This is a genomic window from Enterobacter sp. DC1 (assembly GCF_000568075.1).
GTDB lineage: Bacteria > Pseudomonadota > Gammaproteobacteria > Enterobacterales > Enterobacteriaceae > Enterobacter > Enterobacter asburiae.
Window position 1 is genome coordinate 496,128 of sequence record NZ_AZUA01000003.1, and the last position, 17,090, is coordinate 513,217.

Here is a 17,090-nt window from a genome sequence, read left to right on the forward strand (position 1 = left end):
CATGGCAGTAACTTTTTCGGACGTATGCGCCGTGGTGCCGGCCGCAGGTTTTGGCCGGCGCATGCAGACAGAATGTCCCAAGCAGTACCTCTCTATTGGCGATAAAACGATCCTCGAGCACGCCGTGGCGGCGCTGCTGGCGCACCCGCGGGTGACGCGAGCGATCATCGCTATCAGCCCTGGCGATGCGCGCTTCGCGGAGCTGCCGCTGGCAAATCATCCACAGATTACCGTCGTAGACGGTGGCGCCGAGCGCGCTGATTCCGTGCTGGCGGGCATTCAGGCCGCCGGAAACGCGCCATGGGTGCTGGTGCATGACGCGGCGCGTCCGTGTCTGCATCAGGACGACCTTGCGCGCCTGCTGGCCCTGAGCGAAACAAGCAAGGTCGGTGGGATTCTGGCCGCGCCGGTGCGCGACACCATGAAGCGCGCCGAGCCGGGCAATCAGGCGATCGCCCACACCGTCGATCGCGTCGATTTATGGCACGCGCTGACGCCACAATTTTTCCCCCGTGAATTACTCCACGACTGCTTAACGCGTGCGCTTAGAGAAGGTGCGACCATCACGGACGAAGCCTCCGCGCTGGAGTATTGCGGTTTCCACCCTGAGCTTGTTGAAGGACGCGCTGATAATATTAAAGTGACGCGTCCGGAAGATTTACAGCTCGCGGAATTTTATCTTACCCGTTCGACCCATCAGGAGAAGGCATAATGCGAATTGGACACGGTTTTGATGTACACGCCTTTGGCGGAGAAGGCCCAATTATCATTGGCGGCGTGCGCATTCCCTATGAAAAAGGACTGCTGGCGCATTCTGATGGCGACGTGGCGCTGCATGCGCTGACCGACGCGCTGCTGGGCGCTGCCGCGCTGGGCGATATCGGCAAACTGTTCCCGGACACCGACCCGGCATTTAAAGGGGCGGACAGCCGCGAGCTGCTGCGCGAAGCGTGGCGCCGCATTCAGGCGAAAGGCTACATCCTTGGGAACGTCGACGTGACGATTATTGCCCAGGCCCCGAAAATGCTGCCGCACATTCCGCAAATGCGCGTGTTTATTGCAGAAGATCTGGGCTGCCATATGGACGACGTGAACGTCAAAGCGACGACGACCGAGAAGCTGGGCTTTACCGGGCGTGGCGAAGGGATTGCCTGTGAAGCCGTGGCGCTGCTGCTGAAGGCGAGCAAATGACGGACTTCGATAACCTGACATACCTGCACGGTAAACCGCAGGGGAACGGGGTGCTGAAAGCCAGCCCGGAAGATTTCCTCGTGGTGGAGGATCTGGGCTTTGAGCCGGATGGCGAAGGCGAACATATCCTGGTGCGTATTCTGAAAAATGGCTGCAATACCCGCTTTGTGGCCGACGCGCTGGCAAAATTCCTCAAAATTCATGCCCGCGAAGTGAGCTTTGCCGGACAGAAAGATAAACACGCCGTCACTGAACAGTGGCTCTGCGCGCGCGTTCCCGGCAATACGATGCCTGATTTAAGCAAATTTGAGCTTGAAGGCTGTAAGTTATTGGAGTTCGCCCGCCACAAGCGCAAGCTGCGTCTGGGGGCATTGAAGGGGAACGACTTTACGCTGGTGCTGCGTGAAGTGTCCCACCGCGAAGACGTTGAGAAGCGTCTGAGCGCGATTCAAGAGCTGGGCGTACCGAACTACTTTGGCGCACAGCGCTTTGGCATTGGCGGCAGCAACCTTCAGGGGGCGCTGCGCTGGGCGCAAAGCGATGCACCGGTGCGCGACAGGAATAAACGCAGTTTTTGGTTGTCGGCGGCCCGCAGCGCGTTGTTTAATCAGATTGTGAGCGAAAGGCTGAAAAAACCGGACGCGAATCAAGTTGTTGTTGGCGATGCGCTACAATTAGCGGGACGCGGAAGCTGGTTTGTGGCAACGGCCGAAGAAATGGCCGATGTGCAATCGCGCGTGGACGCAAAAGCGCTGATGATTACCGCCGCGCTGCCCGGTACGGGCGACTGGGGAACACAGGGCGACGCGCTGGCCGCCGAGCAGTCAGCCGTAGCGGATGCGCCAGAATTGCAATCCTTGCTGGTGCGGGAAAAAGTCGAAGCGGCACGCCGCGCGATGCTGCTCTATCCGCAGCAGTTAAGCTGGAACTGGTGGGATGACGTAACCGTCGAGTTACGCTTCTGGCTACCGGCAGGTAGCTTTGCCACCAGTGTTGTCAGGGAACTTATCAACACCTCGGGTGATTATGCGAATATTGCTGAGTAACGATGACGGGATCCACGCGCCAGGCATTCAGACCCTGGCGAAACACCTCCGTGAATTTGCGGATGTGCAGGTCGTGGCACCCGATCGTAACCGCAGTGGAGCGTCTAACTCTCTGACGCTGGAGTCGTCGCTTCGCACCTTTACCTTTGAAAATGGCGATATTGCCGTGCAGATGGGCACGCCAACCGACTGCGTTTTTCTGGGCGTGAACGCGCTGATGCGTCCGCGTCCGGATATCGTCGTCTCCGGCATTAACGCCGGTCCTAACCTCGGCGATGACGTGATTTATTCCGGTACCGTGGCGGCCGCAATGGAAGGGCGCCATCTGGGGTTCCCGGCGCTGGCGGTCTCGTTGAACGGCCACACGCATTACGACACCGCCGCCGCGGTGACCTGTTCGATCCTGCGGGCGCTCGGCCGCGAGCCGTTGCGTACCGGACGCATCCTCAACATCAACGTGCCGGATCTTCCTCTTGATGAAATTAAAGGCATTCGCGTCACCCGTTGCGGAAGCCGACATCCTGCCGATCAGGTGATCCCGCAGCAGGATCCTCGCGGCAACACGCTTTACTGGATTGGCCCTCCCGGCGATAAGTGTGATGCGGGTCCGGATACCGACTTTGCCGCCGTGGATGAAGGCTATGTTTCGGTTACCCCGCTGCACGTAGATTTAACCGCGTATAGCGCGCATGATGTGGTGTCGGGCTGGCTGGATCGCGCAGGAGTGAACGCGCAATGGTAAACAAACGTGTACAAACTCTTCTGGAACAACTCCGCGCGCAGGGGATCCGCGACGAGCACGTGCTTGAGGCGCTTGCTCAGGTTCCGCGTGAGAAATTTGTAGACGAGGCGTTTGAACACAAAGCGTGGGAAAACGTGGCGCTGCCCATCGGGCAGGGTCAGACGATTTCGCAGCCTTACATGGTAGCGCGCATGACGGAGCTGCTGGAGCTAACCCCGGAATCCCGCGTGCTGGAGATTGGCACCGGGTCGGGGTATCAGACCGCGATCCTGGCGCATCTGGTTCATCATGTATGCTCCGTTGAGCGGATTAAAGGTTTACAGTGGCAGGCGCGTCGTCGCCTGAAACAACTTGATTTACATAATGTTTCGACACGACACGGTGATGGATGGCAGGGTTGGAAGGCGCGCGCGCCGTTTGACGCCATCATCGTGACGGCGGCCCCGCCTGAAATTCCTGCAGCCCTGTTGTCGCAGCTGGATGAGGGGGGCATTCTTGTTCTGCCCGTTGGGGACGAGCAGCAGCTTTTGAAGCGCGTTCGTCGGCGCGGCGGCGAGTTTATTATCGACACCGTGGAAGCCGTGCGCTTTGTGCCTCTGGTAAAGGGGGAGTTGGCCTGAGACTCGGAATTATCCAGGGTTATTAAGGCAAATTCAGCGTATGGTGTGGCGCGAAAGATTCGTGCCATCACGGTAAATTTTAAGTCACTGGTAGTTAACACATTCCTGGGGGATAAATGAGCGCGGGAAGCCCTAAATTCACCATCAGCCGTGTTGCGGCATTATCACTGGTTTCGCTCTGGCTGGCAGGCTGTACAAGTTCTAACAACGCGCCTGCGCCCGTCAGTTCTGTTGGCGGAAACAGCGGCTCGGGTAACACGTCCAGCGGAATGTTGATCACACCTCCGCCTAAAATGGGTACCTCTACGGCGCAACAAAATCCGCCAATTCAGCCGGTTCAACGTCCAATGACGCAGCCGACACAGATTCAGCCAGTGGAACAGCCTGTTCAGACCCAAAATGGCCGCATAGTCTATAACCGTCAGTATGGGAACATTCCGAAAGGCAGCTATACCGGTGGCAGCACCTATACCGTGAAACGCGGCGATACGCTGTTCTACATTGCGTGGATCACCGGGAACGATTTCCGTGACCTCGCGCAGCGCAATAACGTCCAGGCCCCGTACGGTCTGGAAGTGGGGCAAACGCTCCAGGTCGGTAACGCAACGGGCACGCCGCTTACGCCTGGCAACACCGTTTCAGCGGCCGATGTGACGGCTCAAAATAACAGCGTTAAGCCTGCACAAAAATCCACCACGGTGGTTGCTTCACAACCTGTAATTACGTATTCTGAGGATTCAGGTGATCAGACTGCTAACAAAATGTTGCCGAATAATAAAGGGACTGCGACTGTTGTCACAGCACCGGTAACGGCACCTGTGGTTAGCTCTACTGAACCGACTGCCAGCAGTATGACCTCCAGTTCGCCAATTTCTGCATGGCGCTGGCCAACTGACGGCAAGGTTATCGAGAACTTCTCTTCCTCCGAGGGGGGAAATAAAGGGATCGATATCGCAGGGAGTAAAGGACAGGCTATCATCGCGACCGCAGACGGGCGCGTTGTGTATGCCGGTAACGCTCTGCGCGGTTACGGTAATCTTATTATCATCAAACATAACGATGATTACCTGAGTGCCTACGCCCATAACGACACAATGCTGGTCCGGGAACAACAAGAAGTTAAGGCGGGGCAAAAAATCGCTACCATGGGTAGCACCGGAACCAGTTCTACACGCTTGCATTTTGAAATTCGTTACAAGGGGAAATCCGTAAACCCGCTGCAGTATTTGCCGCAGCGATAATTTGACGGGGCATGCCAGCCAGGGTGTCTCGTTCAGGGATCACGGGTAGGAGCCACCTTATGAGTCAGAATACGCTGAAAGTTCATGATTTAAATGAAGACGCGGAATTTGATGAGAACGGAGTAGAGGCTTTTGACGAAAAAGCCTTAGTAGAAGAGGAACCCAGTGATAACGATTTGGCTGAAGAAGAGCTGTTATCGCAGGGCGCCACACAGCGTGTACTGGACGCGACTCAGCTTTACCTTGGGGAGATTGGTTACTCCCCACTGCTAACGGCCGAAGAAGAAGTCTATTTCGCACGTCGTGCTTTGCGTGGTGATGTCGCCTCGCGTCGTCGCATGATTGAAAGTAACCTGCGACTGGTCGTGAAAATTGCCCGCCGTTACGGCAATCGTGGTCTGGCTCTGCTGGATCTGATTGAAGAGGGCAACTTAGGTCTCATCCGCGCAGTTGAGAAGTTTGACCCGGAACGCGGGTTCCGTTTCTCAACCTACGCGACCTGGTGGATTCGTCAGACAATCGAACGGGCTATCATGAACCAGACCCGTACGATCCGCCTGCCGATTCACATCGTCAAAGAGTTGAACGTTTATCTGCGCACCGCGCGCGAGTTGTCCCATAAACTGGACCACGAGCCAAGCGCAGAAGAAATTGCCGAACAACTCGATAAACCGGTTGATGACGTAAGCCGTATGCTGCGTCTCAACGAGCGCATTACCTCCGTTGACACCCCGCTGGGTGGCGACTCCGAAAAAGCGCTGCTGGACATCCTGGCCGATGAAAAAGACAACGGTCCGGAAGACACCACGCAGGACGATGACATGAAGCAGAGCATCGTCAAATGGCTGTTCGAGCTGAACGCCAAACAGCGTGAAGTGCTGGCACGTCGTTTCGGTTTACTGGGGTATGAAGCTGCGACACTGGAAGACGTCGGCCGTGAAATTGGCCTGACCCGTGAACGTGTTCGTCAGATTCAGGTTGAAGGTCTGCGCCGCCTGCGTGAAATCCTGCAGGGGCAAGGTCTGAACATCGAAGCGCTGTTCCGCGAATAAGCAACCTTTCGTCAAAAAAGGCCCGTCGTGAGACGGGCCTTTTTCTTTTGCGCTACGGCTTAGCCGTTTCGTGCAGCAGGCGCCACACTATCCGATCGCCTTCCTGATTGAGCACCGCGGTTGACCAGCGCACGTTGTCAGGCAGGTCCGGCCGGGTTTGCGTCTCCCGGTAGTGCAGCACCGCGCCACGATCCCAGCGCTCGATCGTGGATAATTCGTCAATGACGATCTTCAGTCCGGGACGGCTTCCGCGCTGTTTTTCCAGAAAACTGACCAGACCGGCATAGTCGATATGAACGCCGCCCGGTGGGATCATCAGGAAATCTGGGCTGAAGCGGGCGAGCAGGGCGTCGGAATCACCTTCACCTTTGCCTAACCAGTCTTCGAGCGCAATGTGGAGGTCGATAATGTCGTGTTCGAAAGGCGTCATGAATTCTCCTGTCGCAGCTGGGTGAGCACCTGCGTATTGTTAAGACGAAAAACGTACGGTACAGGCAGCAAGGTCATGCCTGCGGCAAAAATAAACATCCCGTGCCAGGCGGCTAGCGGTGGCAGCCAGGCCTGCGCCAGGTTCAGCGCCTGCGCCAGCAGCAGGGCACCGGCAAAAAAGCTCAGCTGACGATTAAGATTCCACAGCGCGCTGGCATCCGGCATCTCTTCCCGGCGCGTCGTCAGAAAAGCGCTGCTCTGAGCCGTACTGCTGCACAGGCTTCCCCCCGCGCCCATTAAGGTAAACGCAGCGGCAGGTAGCAGCGTAGCCGAAGCGACGTTAATCAAAAGCAGAATACCCGTCGCCTGCAGCAGGCAGCCGATGACGATCAGCGGTCGGGGGCCGATACGGTTAAAATAGCGTCCCGTTGCCGTGATGGCGATAAACGATGCTACGGACCACGGCAGCATGAGCATCCCCGTTGCGGCTGGGCTCATGTGCGCCACGTGCTGAAGATAAAACATGCCCGTGACGTTCACCCCAATAAACATGCCGGGTACGCAGATATAGACAAGCATGGAAAAACGCAAAAGCGGGTCCGCGAGCAACGACAGGTTTAACAGTCTGGCCGCTTTCATCGCGGGCATTTCGTGTTTAAGCCACAGGCAGGCTAAAACAAAGGTCACGACAGCGACCGGTAGCGTGGCGAAAAATATCCATCGCCAGCTTAGCGTCTGCACCAGCAGTCCCCCGATAGCCGGGGAGCAGGCCGGGGCAAGCAGCGCGACCATCATCACCGCCGAGGAGAGTCGGGCACGCTCGTGAGGCTTAAACTGTTGCCAGGTCAGCGCCTGTCCGACGGGGATCAGTAAGCCTCCTCCCACGCCCTGGAGTACTCGCCAGGCAATCAGACCTTCAAGCGTTGCAGACAGGCCCGCCGCTGCGGAGGCTGCGCTGAACAGAAAAAGCGAGAGCAGGATGACGCGCTTTGGCCCGATGCGGCGCGTGAGCACGCTGCTGAACGGGATCACCAGCGTCAGGCCGGCAATGTACCCGTTACTGACCCAGGCAAGGGCTGAAGGCGTGGTGTTAAAGGCATGAGCCATTGCCGGGAACGCGACGCTGGCAATGAACATATTGATCAAATCAAGAAAAAAGCCCAGCAGATAAACAGCGGCGACTTTGCTGCGATACGTCATGGTGGATCCTCCGGTGAGGTGGCGTATCGTATCGACCCCGGAAGCACGGATAAACCTGACAAAGCGCGATATACTGTCAAAAAAATTTTGACAGTACAGGGCGTGATGATGATTAACCTGCAGCGGGCGCAGATGTTTGTCGCGGTGGCCGATACCGGCAGCTTCACTGCTGCAGCCGAGGCGATGGGGCTGACAAAAGCCGTCGTCAGCTTCAATATTCGCCAGCTTGAAGATGAGCTGGGCGTTACGCTGCTGCTGCGCTCCACCCGCCGCCTGACGTTAACCGAGGCGGGCGCGCTTTTTCATCAGCGCAGCGTGGCGCTTCTGAAGGATGCGGAACGGCTGCAGGATGATGTCCGCGCGAATCATGCGGGGCTTACTGGCGAACTGCGGATCACGACTACGCCCGAGTATGGCTCACAGGTGGTGGTGCCGCTGCTGGCCAGGTTTAGCCAGCAGCACCCGGATCTTCGCGTGCGGCACGTTTCGTCGTCCCTGCACGCCGACCTTATCTCGGAGCGCTTTGACGTGGCCATCCGGCTGGGAACGCTTGCCGATTCGCGCAACCACGCCGCGCTTATTTCGTACTTCTCCATTCTCCCCGTCGCGACGCCCGGGTGGCTGGTTAACCATCCGATCGAAACGCTTGCGCAGCTGGCCCACGCCGACTGGATTATTCACGAGCGTCTGGCCTCACCGCTGCGCTGGCAGGTGAAGGATGCCAGCGGTGCGCCTGAAACGCTGGAGATAAAAAAAGCGCCGCGCCTGTTTGCCGACAGCGCTCAGGCCCTTATGGCTTTTGCGCTCGCAGGCGGAGGCGTGGCGTTACTGCCGGAATGGCTGGCGCGCGATGCGCTTGATGCGGGAAAACTGGTCCCGGTTTTACCGGGATATACCTTTGCGCAGCAGGGCATCTATGCGGTTTATCCTGATGCCCGGCATGTGTCAGCGAAGGTGCGCACCTTTATCGATTTTATGCGTGCCAGCGTGAATTAATCGTGCATCATCTTTTTGATGAGCGCGGAGAACTGCTCGCGCTCGGCCTTGTTAAGACGTCCTAAAAACGCCTCATCCACCTCGTTGCCAACCGGTTTACAGCCAGCAAGCAGGGCTTCACCTTCCGGCGTAAGGAAGACAAACCGGCGGCGCTTATCGGCCGGATCGTGCTCGCGTTTGACCAGCCCGCGCGCCTCCATGCGGCTGAGCATCTCCGCCAGGGTCGCTTTCGTACTGACCGCCACTTCGGTCAGTGCCACCTGTTCAATACCCGGATGCTCGGCAATAGAGCGCATCACCGCATACTGTGGCTTGGTCAGTTCCGGTAAGGCATGTTGCCACTGTGCGGTATGCTGTTGAAAAAGCTGACGTAACAGGTGGAACGCCTCTTGTCTTAGTTCCATGAACACTCCGACGGAAAAAATCTCCCCCTATGATAGCCGCTATTGCTCTCAATTTTAACGCGGCATCTTTTAGCCATTCGTGTGATCGTATGCGAACGATCTTGTCAGTAAAACAATCCTGGAGTAGTTTATTTATAATGTTCGTGTACGAACAAATAATTGAGGTGATGAATGAGATTGATAGTAGGAATGACGGGAGCAACGGGTGCGCCGCTGGGCGTGGCGCTGCTGCAGGCGCTGCGGGAAATGCCGGAGGTGGAAACCCATCTGGTGATGTCGAAGTGGGCAAAAACCACCATTGAGCTGGAAACGCCCTACACCGCGCAGGACGTTGCTGCTTTGGCTGACGTTGTCCACAGTCCGGCTGACCAGGCCGCCACCATCTCCTCCGGCTCGTTTCGCACCGACGGCATGATCGTCATTCCCTGCAGCATGAAAACGCTGGCGGGTATCCGCGCGGGCTACGCCGAAGGGCTGGTGGGACGCGCGGCGGACGTTGTGCTGAAAGAGGGGCGCAAGCTGGTGCTGGTGCCCCGTGAAACGCCGCTCAGCACCATTCATCTTGAGAACATGCTTGCCCTTTCCCGCATGGGCGTGGCGATGGTGCCGCCCATGCCTGCGTATTACAACCACCCGCAAACCGCCGATGACATTACCCAGCACATCGTGACCCGCGTGCTCGATCAGTTCGGCCTGGAGCATAAAAAGGCGCGCCGCTGGAACGGGCTGCGGGAGGCGAAACATTTTTCACAGGAGAATAAAGATGGCATTTGATGATTTGAGAAGCTTCCTGCAGGCGCTCGATGAGCAAGGGCAACTGCTGAAAATTGAGGAGCAGGTTAACGCCGAGCCCGATCTCGCGGCGGCGGCCAACGCGACCGGCCGCATTGGCGACGGCGCGCCCGCGCTGTGGTTCGACAACATTCGTGGCTTTACCGATGCCCGCGTGGTGATGAACACCATCGGCTCCTGGCAGAACCACGCCATTTCGATGGGGCTGCCTGCGAACACTCCGGTAAAAAAACAGATCGACGAATTTATCCGTCGCTGGGATAAATTCCCCGTCACACCGGAGCGCCGCGCCAACCCGGCCTGGGCGCAGAATACGGTCGACGGAGAGGACATTAACCTGTTCGATATTCTGCCGCTGTTTCGCCTGAACGACGGTGACGGCGGTTTTTATCTCGATAAAGCGTGCGTAGTCTCGCGCGATCCGCTCGACCCGGACAACTTCGGCAAGCAGAACGTCGGGATCTACCGTATGGAAGTGAAGGGCAAGCGCAAGCTCGGCCTCCAGCCGGTTCCGATGCACGATATCGCCCTGCATCTGCACAAGGCGGAAGAGCGTGGTGAAGACCTGCCGATTGCGATTACGCTGGGCAACGACCCGATCATCACCCTGATGGGCGCCACGCCGCTGAAGTACGATCAGTCCGAGTATGAAATGGCCGGCGCGCTGCGTGAAAGCCCGTACCCGATTGCCACCGCGCCGCTGACCGGCTTCGATGTGCCCTGGGGTTCTGAAGTGATCCTGGAAGGGGTGATTGAGGGCCGCAAGCGTGAAATCGAGGGGCCGTTCGGCGAGTTTACCGGACACTATTCCGGTGGCCGTAACATGACGGTGGTCCGTATCGACAAAGTCTCATACCGCACCAAACCGATATTCGAATCCCTTTACCTCGGCATGCCGTGGACCGAGATTGACTATCTGATGGGACCGGCTACCTGCGTGCCGCTCTACCAGCAGCTGAAAGCAGAATTCCCGGAAGTGCAGGCGGTGAACGCGATGTACACCCACGGTCTGCTGGCGATTATCTCCACCAAAAAACGCTACGGCGGTTTTGCCCGCGCGGTCGGTTTACGTGCCATGACCACGCCGCACGGTCTGGGCTACGTGAAGATGGTAATCATGGTGGATGAGGATGTCGATCCGTTCAACCTTCCGCAGGTGATGTGGGCGCTGTCGTCGAAAGTGAACCCGGCAGGCGATCTGGTGCAGCTGCCGAACATGTCTGTCCTTGAGCTTGACCCTGGTTCCAGCCCGGCGGGCATTACCGACAAGCTGATTATCGATGCCACCACGCCTGTCGCGCCGGACACCCGGGGCCACTACAGCCAGCCGGTACAGGATCTGCCTGAAACCAAAGCCTGGGCCGAAAAACTGACCGCGATGCTGGCAGCACGCCAATAAGGAGGAAAAGATGATTTGTCCACGTTGTGCCGATGAGCATATTGAAGTGATGGCGACGTCGCCGGTAAAAGGGGTCTGGACCGTTTACCAGTGCCAGCATTGTTTGTATACCTGGCGCGATACCGAACCGCTGCGTCGTACCAGCCGCGAGCATTACCCGGAAGCGTTCCGCATGACGCAGAAGGATATTGACGAGGCGCCGCAGGTGCCGACAATCCCGCCGCTGCTGTAAAAAAAGCCCGGTGGCGCTGCGCTTACCGGGCGATAATATTGTGCGGTCTTTTGCCCGGCGGCGCTGCGCTTACCGGGCCTACGGTTTTGTAGGTCGGGTAAGGCGAAGCCGCCACCCGACAAAACAGACCGCAGAAAACTAAACCAGACTCTTCAACCGATAAATCCACTCCAGCGCCTGACGCGGCGTCAGTGAATCCGGGTCGAGGTTCTCCAGTGCTTCCACCGCTGGGGACGTCTCTTCCGCAGGCACCAGCAGCGACATCTGGGTGCCATCAATCTGCGTCGCCGCCGCATTCGGTGACAGGCTTTCCAGTTCACGCAGTTTCTGACGCGCGCGCTTGATCACGTCCTTCGGCACACCTGCCAGCGCCGCGACGGCCAGGCCATAGCTCTTGCTCGCCGCGCCATCCTGCACCGTGTGCATGAAGGCAATGGTATCGCCGTGCTCCAGCGCATCCAGATGAACGTTCGCAACCCCTTCCATTTTCTCCGGCAGCTGCGTCAGTTCGAAATAATGGGTGGCAAAAAGCGTCATGGCCTTGATTTTATTCGCAAGGCTTTCCGCACAGGCCCATGCCAGGGACAGACCATCATAGGTTGACGTTCCGCGTCCGACTTCGTCCATCAGCACCAGGCTGTGCTCCGTCGCGTTATGCAGAATGTTTGCCGTTTCGGTCATCTCGACCATGAAGGTTGAGCGTCCGCTCGCCAGATCGTCCGCTGCCCCAACGCGGGTAAAGATGCGGTCGATAGGGCCAATCTCCACGTTTTGCGCCGGCACGTAGCTGCCGATATACGCGAGCAGCGCGATCAGCGCCGTTTGACGCATATAGGTACTCTTACCGCCCATGTTCGGACCGGTAATGATCAGCATTCTTCTATGCGGTGACAGGCTCAGCGGGTTGGCGATGAACGGTTCATTCAGCACCTGCTCTACCACCGGGTGACGGCCTTCAGTGATGCGAATACCTGGCTTATCGGTAAAGGTCGGGCAGGTGTAGTTCAGCGTTTCAGCGCGTTCTGCCAGATTGACCAGCACGTCCAGCTCCGCCAGCGCGCTGGCGCTCTGCTGCAGGTCACCCAGGTGCGGCATCAGCATGTCGAACAGCTCGTCATACAGCTGTTTTTCCAGCGCCAGCGCTTTACCTTTCGAGGTGAGGACTTTGTCTTCGTACTCTTTCAGTTCAGGAATGATGTAGCGTTCGGCGTTTTTCAACGTCTGGCGGCGCACGTAGTGAATCGGCGCCAGGTGGCTCTGCCCGCGGCTGATCTGAATATAGTAACCGTGTACCGCGTTATACCCCACTTTCAGGGTGTCGAGCCCAAGACGCTCGCGCTCGCGGATTTCCAGCTTGTCGAGGTAGTCCGTCGCACCGTCGGCCAGCGCGCGCCATTCGTCCAGCTCTTCGTTGTAGCCTGGGGCAATCACGCCGCCATCACGCACCAGAACCGGAGGCGCATCGATAATAGCGCGCTCCAGCAGTTCGCGAAGCTCGGTAAATTCGCCCATGGTTTCGCGGAGTTTCTGTACCGGCGCGCTGTCAACGTCACTCAGCTGCGCGCGCAGTTCCGGCAGCTGCTGGAAAGCATGACGCATCCGCGCGAGGTCGCGTGGTCGCGCTGTTCGTAGTGCCAGACGCGCAAGGATACGCTCCAGATCGCCCACCTGGCGCAGAACCGGCTGCAGCTCGGTATAGCGATCCTGCAGCGCGGCAATCGTCTGCTGACGGCAAACCAGCGTCTCGGTATTGCGGATCGGCATATGCAGCCAGCGTTTCAGCATGCGGCTGCCCATTGGCGTAACCGTACTGTCAAGGACCGACGCGAGCGTATTTTCTACGCCACCCGCCAGGTTCTGCGTGATCTCCAGGTTACGGCGCGTGGCGGCATCCATGATGATGCTGTCCTGCTGGCGCTCCATGGTGATAGAGCGGATATGCGGCAGGGCGGTGCGCTGGGTATCTTTCACGTACTGCAGGAGGCAACCTGCCGCACACAGTCCGCGCGGTGCGTTTTCAACGCCAAAGCCAATCAGATCGCGGGTGCCAAACTGCAGATTCAGCTGCTGGCGCGCGGTATCAATTTCGAATTCCCACAGCGGACGACGACGCAGCCCGCGACGACCTTCAATCAGCGCCATTTCGGCGAAATCTTCGGCATAGAGCAATTCTGCCGGGTTGGTGCGCTGCAGTTCGGCGGCCATCGTTTCACGGTCAGCAGGTTCACTCAGGCGAAAACGTCCGGAGCTGATATCCAGCGTCGCGTAGCCAAACCCTTTACCGTCCTGCCACAGCGCTGCCAGCAGGTTATCCTGGCGCTCCTGTAACAGGGCTTCGTCACTGATGGTGCCAGGCGTGACGATGCGCACGACTTTGCGTTCCACCGGGCCTTTTGAGGTCGCCGGATCGCCGATCTGTTCGCAGATGGCAACGGACTCGCCCTGATTCACCAGCTTCGCCAGGTAGTTTTCTACCGCGTGGTGCGGGATACCTGCCATAGGAATGGGTTCGCCTGCCGATGCGCCACGTTTGGTCAGCGAGATATCGAGCAGCTGCGATGCACGCTTAGCATCGTCATAAAACAGCTCGTAAAAATCGCCCATACGGTAAAACAGCAGAATTTCCGGATGCTGTGCTTTCAGCTTCAGATACTGCTGCATCATCGGCGTATGGGCGTCGAAATTGTCGATTGTGCTCATGGAGTTATGATGTCCATTTCTTTGAAAATAAACCGTTTTGATGGGCTCAAGGGCCGTTTGTTCCTTCTATTGTCGCATGAAAAAAAGGTCCGGCGCAGAAAAATGTCGTGGCTTTACGAGGCATCTTCCGACATTAATTCGATGACAATTTTTCCATGCTCGACGCCCACCCTGACTCGGGAATGGGTCGTAAATCCCGCTTTTTCAAGCCAGTCACCTTTTAAGCTCAGCGCCGCATGCACGCTGTAGCGCTTCGGTATCTTGGTATTGCGGTCTTCATGGCGCTTTCTAAAATATCCCACTTTTAAATGGCGATAGGGTTTGCCGATCGCGAGCTCTTGCATAGGGTCTCCAGACAACATGGACAAAGGACATTTCTGATGCCTGTATAAAATACCAGTGATTGTTAGCCGATGCAGGGCTAAAACTGGAATCAGGCTTCAGGAAACGAAATGCAACCGCTGAAATTCAGTGCTGAAAGGTGTATTATCGATGCACTTTATTATTCGGTAATCCGCTATGTCCGGTAAACGCATCTCACGAGAAAAAGAGACCATCGCGAAAATGATCGCGTTGTATGAAAAGCAGTGCCCGCAGGCATCTCAGGAGGAAGGGCATTATCAGGCGCTCAACGCGTATGCCGATAAGCGCCTGGATAAATGCGTTTTCGGTGAGGACAAGCCGGCCTGCAAGCAGTGTCCGGTACACTGCTACCAGCCTGCCAGACGTGAAGAGATGAAGCAGGTTATGCGCTGGGCAGGCCCGCGTATGTTATGTCGTCATCCTGTTCTGACCGTTCGTCATCTGATGGATGACCGTCGTCCCGTGCCGGAACTGCCGGAGAAGTACCGTCCGAAAAAAAAGGCCCTCACCAAAGGCGGTATCAGAGAACTACCGCCAGGCGAAACAGATTAAACCAGGCTCTCTTTATCAATCCCGAGACGCTTCATGCGCGACAGCAGGGTGGTGCGTTTTAACCCCAGGCGCTGGGCGGCACCTTTTGGCCCGGCGACCACGCCGTTGGTCTCTTTCAGCACGCGCATAATGAGCTGATATTCATCTTCTCCCTCTTTTGCTGTCTCGGCGGCGGGCGCGGTTACGTCAGGAAGCGTAACCTCAGGCAGGGAGAGTTGCAGCACATTGCCGCGCGTCAGCAGCACCGCGCGTTCGATGACGTTTTCCAGCTCGCGCACGTTGCCGGGCCATTCCATCGATGAAAGGGTACGCAACGTCTCGGCAGGAATACTGTCGATGTTTCGCCCCATCCGGCGCGCGATCTTCGCGGTAAAGGCTTTGACCAGCAGGGGGATATCCTCCGGGCGCTCGCGCAGCGGCGGCAGGAAGATCGGGAAGACGTTCAGGCGATAGTAAAGGTCGCTGCGAAACTCGCGGTCGGCGACCATTTTTTTCAGGTCGCGGTTGGTGGCCGCAATCAGCCGCACGTCGGTCTGGATAAGCTTGTTGCTGCCAAGGCGCTCAAACTCCTGCTCCTGCAGGACGCGCAGCAGTTTCGGCTGTAGCTCCAGCGGCATATCGCCCACTTCGTCGAGGAACAGCGAGCTTTTGTCCGCCAGCTCAAAACGGCCCAGCCGCTGGCTGCTGGCCCCGGTGAATGCACCGCGCTCGTGGCCAAACAGATCGCTTTCCAGCAGTCCCGCAGGCATCGCGGCGCAGTTCATCTTCACCATCCGTCGGCTGTTGCGGTTGCTCAGGTTATGGATAGCGCGGGCAATCAGCTCTTTACCCGTACCGGTTTCGCCGAGGATCAGCACCGTGCTGTCGCTTTGCGCCACCATCTCAACCTGCTTGAGCACGCTGTACATGGCGTCGCTGCGCCCGATGATTTCACCAAACTCGCTGTCCACGTTGTTGAGCTGTTCGGTCAGGGCCAGGTTCTCATCCACCAGCCGCTCTTTCAGGCGATGAATTTCCTGATAGGCGAGGGCGTTATCGAGCGCGATGGAAATACGCTCGGCGATCTGGCGCAGCAGCTTCAGGTTGGCGGTGGTAAACACGCCCTCCTCGCACTGCGCCAGCTTCAGCACGCCCAGCATGGTGTTGCCGGACATCAGCGGCAGCAGGCACAGGGTCTGAATTTTATTGCCCCATGTGTTAAACAGCATCCGCTCGTACGGCGCGACCGGGTCCTGCTCGTTCAGGTTGAGCAGAAGGATCTCTTTGCTTTTGAAGACCCGTTCAGACAGGGTGCCCGCTTCGTCCACCTCGCTCTGCTCGTGCGCCGGGTTGGCTTCATCGAGATAGTGCGTGGAGTAGATGTTCAGCTTGCCCTTGCGATGCCCGCGCAGCGCAATGCTGATGGCGTCGATTTTGAAATAGTGGTGGATCTCTTTCGAAACTTCGCTGACCAGTTCGTCCATGTCCAGGCGGGAGAGCACGGCGTTGGTGATGGCGACCAGAATGCGGAAGTTGTCGCGCTCGCGGCTCAGCAGGTCGTAATCGACGTTATTGGTGACGCGGCTTTGGATCTGCTCCGCGACGACGGCCACAATCTGGGTAAAGGTATGAAGGCGCTCGTATTCCGCCTCGCTCCAGGGCTGGTCGGTCGTGCGGATAAACTCGCAGCCGCCAAAAATCTGGCCCTCAGCCGCCAGCGGCAGCATGCAGTAATGCCCGAAAGGCTGATAGAGGTCGCTCTGTGCCAGCTTCGGCCACGCCTGGCGGAACTCCGCAAAGTTGCAGTGCAGCACTTCAGGCCGGGAGAGTATGCGGCGCACCGGGCCATGCGCCAGATACGTTTCGTCTTCGTATTCAAACGTTTTGCCATTATCACGCGTCGAGAAGTAGCTCGCGCGGTGCGTTCCGCTATGCCAGAGCACAATCGCGGCGCTGTCCGCCAGCGCCGATTGCCTGACCAGCCGCGTCAGGGCATCGCTCAGCGCACCGAGGTCGGGCTGCTGTAAAAGTGTGCGCGTGATGTCAAACAGGCCCTGCTGTCCAAGATCGCTCATCGGTGTATACGGCATATTGCTTTCCAATAGAAACTGGCAAAAAAAAGAGACATTCTGTGCTGACCGCTTTTGGCGCG

Annotated in this window: 18 protein-coding genes; 12 read left to right on the forward strand and 6 right to left on the reverse strand. The window is 57.7% G+C overall.

All coding sequences use genetic code 11. The features are described 5' to 3' along the window. The first annotated feature begins 1 nt into the window (after nucleotide 1). From ispD to rpoS, 7 genes are all read left to right on the forward strand, one after another. A complete protein-coding gene (gene ispD, locus P346_RS09340; protein ID WP_032660284.1) occupies nucleotides 2-712 on the forward strand; it encodes a 2-C-methyl-D-erythritol 4-phosphate cytidylyltransferase in 711 nt (236 codons plus the stop codon). Next, nucleotides 712-1,191, forward strand: a complete 480-nt coding sequence (gene ispF, locus P346_RS09335) for a 2-C-methyl-D-erythritol 2,4-cyclodiphosphate synthase (protein WP_032660285.1) — start codon at nucleotides 712-714, stop codon at nucleotides 1,189-1,191. The genes ispD and ispF overlap by 1 nt, the downstream gene beginning before the upstream one ends. Then, a complete protein-coding gene (gene truD / locus P346_RS09330) occupies nucleotides 1,188-2,237 on the forward strand; it encodes a tRNA pseudouridine(13) synthase TruD (RefSeq protein WP_032660288.1) in 1,050 nt (349 codons plus the stop codon). The genes ispF and truD overlap by 4 nt, the downstream gene beginning before the upstream one ends. Beyond that, nucleotides 2,218-2,979 carry a 5'/3'-nucleotidase SurE gene (surE, locus tag P346_RS09325; RefSeq protein WP_023308990.1) on the forward strand — a complete coding sequence of 254 codons (762 nt, stop codon included), beginning with the start codon at nucleotides 2,218-2,220 and terminating at the stop codon, nucleotides 2,977-2,979. Before truD ends, surE begins: the two co-directional genes overlap by 20 nt. Then, nucleotides 2,973-3,599, forward strand: a complete 627-nt coding sequence (locus P346_RS09320) for a protein-L-isoaspartate(D-aspartate) O-methyltransferase (protein ID WP_023308989.1) — start codon at nucleotides 2,973-2,975, stop codon at nucleotides 3,597-3,599. The genes surE and P346_RS09320 overlap by 7 nt, the downstream gene beginning before the upstream one ends. Nucleotides 3,600-3,715: 116 nt before the next feature. After that, nucleotides 3,716-4,840: a murein hydrolase activator NlpD gene (gene nlpD / locus P346_RS09315; RefSeq protein ID WP_029741538.1), complete on the forward strand. Its 1,125-nt coding sequence runs from the start codon at nucleotides 3,716-3,718 to the stop codon at nucleotides 4,838-4,840. A gap of 59 nt (nucleotides 4,841-4,899) precedes the next feature. Continuing rightward, a complete protein-coding gene (gene rpoS, locus P346_RS09310) occupies nucleotides 4,900-5,892 on the forward strand; it encodes an RNA polymerase sigma factor RpoS (protein WP_008499600.1) in 993 nt (330 codons plus the stop codon). A gap of 52 nt (nucleotides 5,893-5,944) precedes the next feature. Here rpoS and P346_RS09305 read toward each other — a convergent pair whose 3' ends face one another. After that, entirely contained in the window at nucleotides 5,945-6,322 is a 378-nt protein-coding gene (locus P346_RS09305; protein ID WP_032660293.1) for a DUF4440 domain-containing protein, read from the reverse strand. Beyond that, the gene (locus tag P346_RS09300; RefSeq protein WP_032660296.1) at nucleotides 6,319-7,521 is read right to left on the reverse strand and encodes an MFS transporter; all 1,203 of its coding nucleotides are present in this window, start codon (nucleotides 7,519-7,521) and stop codon (nucleotides 6,319-6,321) included. The genes P346_RS09305 and P346_RS09300 overlap by 4 nt, the downstream gene beginning before the upstream one ends. 108 nt (nucleotides 7,522-7,629) lie before the next feature. Between P346_RS09300 and P346_RS09295 the strand changes: the two genes are divergently transcribed. Next, entirely contained in the window at nucleotides 7,630-8,517 is an 888-nt protein-coding gene (locus tag P346_RS09295; protein WP_032660298.1) for a LysR family transcriptional regulator, read from the forward strand. Here P346_RS09295 and P346_RS09290 read toward each other — a convergent pair. Then, nucleotides 8,514-8,921: a MarR family winged helix-turn-helix transcriptional regulator gene (locus P346_RS09290; protein ID WP_023308984.1), complete on the reverse strand. Its 408-nt coding sequence runs from the start codon at nucleotides 8,919-8,921 to the stop codon at nucleotides 8,514-8,516. The two genes, P346_RS09295 and P346_RS09290, sit on opposite strands and share 4 nt — an antisense overlap. Before the next feature lie 171 nt (nucleotides 8,922-9,092). Here P346_RS09290 and P346_RS09285 point away from each other — a divergent pair, with 171 nt between their 5' ends. Genes P346_RS09285 through P346_RS09275 form a run of 3 tightly spaced genes read left to right on the forward strand, consistent with a single transcriptional unit; the run spans nucleotide 9,093 to nucleotide 11,344 of the window. Further along, complete coding sequence (locus P346_RS09285; protein WP_008499595.1) at nucleotides 9,093-9,695, forward strand: non-oxidative hydroxyarylic acid decarboxylases subunit B; 603 nt, start codon at nucleotides 9,093-9,095, stop codon at nucleotides 9,693-9,695. After that, nucleotides 9,685-11,112 (forward strand): non-oxidative hydroxyarylic acid decarboxylases subunit C, encoded by a 1,428-nt coding sequence (locus P346_RS09280; protein WP_032660301.1) that lies wholly within the window; start codon nucleotides 9,685-9,687, stop codon nucleotides 11,110-11,112. Before P346_RS09285 ends, P346_RS09280 begins: the two co-directional genes overlap by 11 nt. A 10-nt stretch (nucleotides 11,113-11,122) precedes the next feature. Further along, nucleotides 11,123-11,344 (forward strand): non-oxidative hydroxyarylic acid decarboxylases subunit D, encoded by a 222-nt coding sequence (locus P346_RS09275; RefSeq protein WP_003862116.1) that lies wholly within the window; start codon nucleotides 11,123-11,125, stop codon nucleotides 11,342-11,344. A 138-nt stretch (nucleotides 11,345-11,482) separates the two neighbouring features. Here P346_RS09275 and mutS read toward each other — a convergent pair whose 3' ends face one another. Together mutS and P346_RS09265 are read right to left on the reverse strand one after the other, a co-directional pair. Then, the gene (gene mutS / locus P346_RS09270) at nucleotides 11,483-14,044 is read right to left on the reverse strand and encodes a DNA mismatch repair protein MutS (RefSeq protein WP_032660303.1); all 2,562 of its coding nucleotides are present in this window, start codon (nucleotides 14,042-14,044) and stop codon (nucleotides 11,483-11,485) included. A 113-nt stretch (nucleotides 14,045-14,157) separates the two neighbouring features. Further along, nucleotides 14,158-14,388 (reverse strand): SymE family type I addiction module toxin, encoded by a 231-nt coding sequence (locus P346_RS09265; protein WP_023308980.1) that lies wholly within the window; start codon nucleotides 14,386-14,388, stop codon nucleotides 14,158-14,160. A 175-nt stretch (nucleotides 14,389-14,563) separates the two neighbouring features. On the opposite strand from P346_RS09265, the gene P346_RS09260 reads away from it, so the two are divergent. After that, nucleotides 14,564-14,959 carry a nitrous oxide-stimulated promoter family protein gene (locus P346_RS09260; protein ID WP_032660306.1) on the forward strand — a complete coding sequence of 132 codons (396 nt, stop codon included), beginning with the start codon at nucleotides 14,564-14,566 and terminating at the stop codon, nucleotides 14,957-14,959. On the opposite strand, the gene flhA is transcribed toward P346_RS09260, so the two are convergent. Next, entirely contained in the window at nucleotides 14,956-17,028 is a 2,073-nt protein-coding gene (flhA, locus tag P346_RS09255; protein WP_032660308.1) for a formate hydrogenlyase transcriptional activator FlhA, read from the reverse strand. The genes P346_RS09260 and flhA overlap by 4 nt on opposite strands. Nucleotides 17,029-17,090 lie beyond the last annotated feature (62 nt).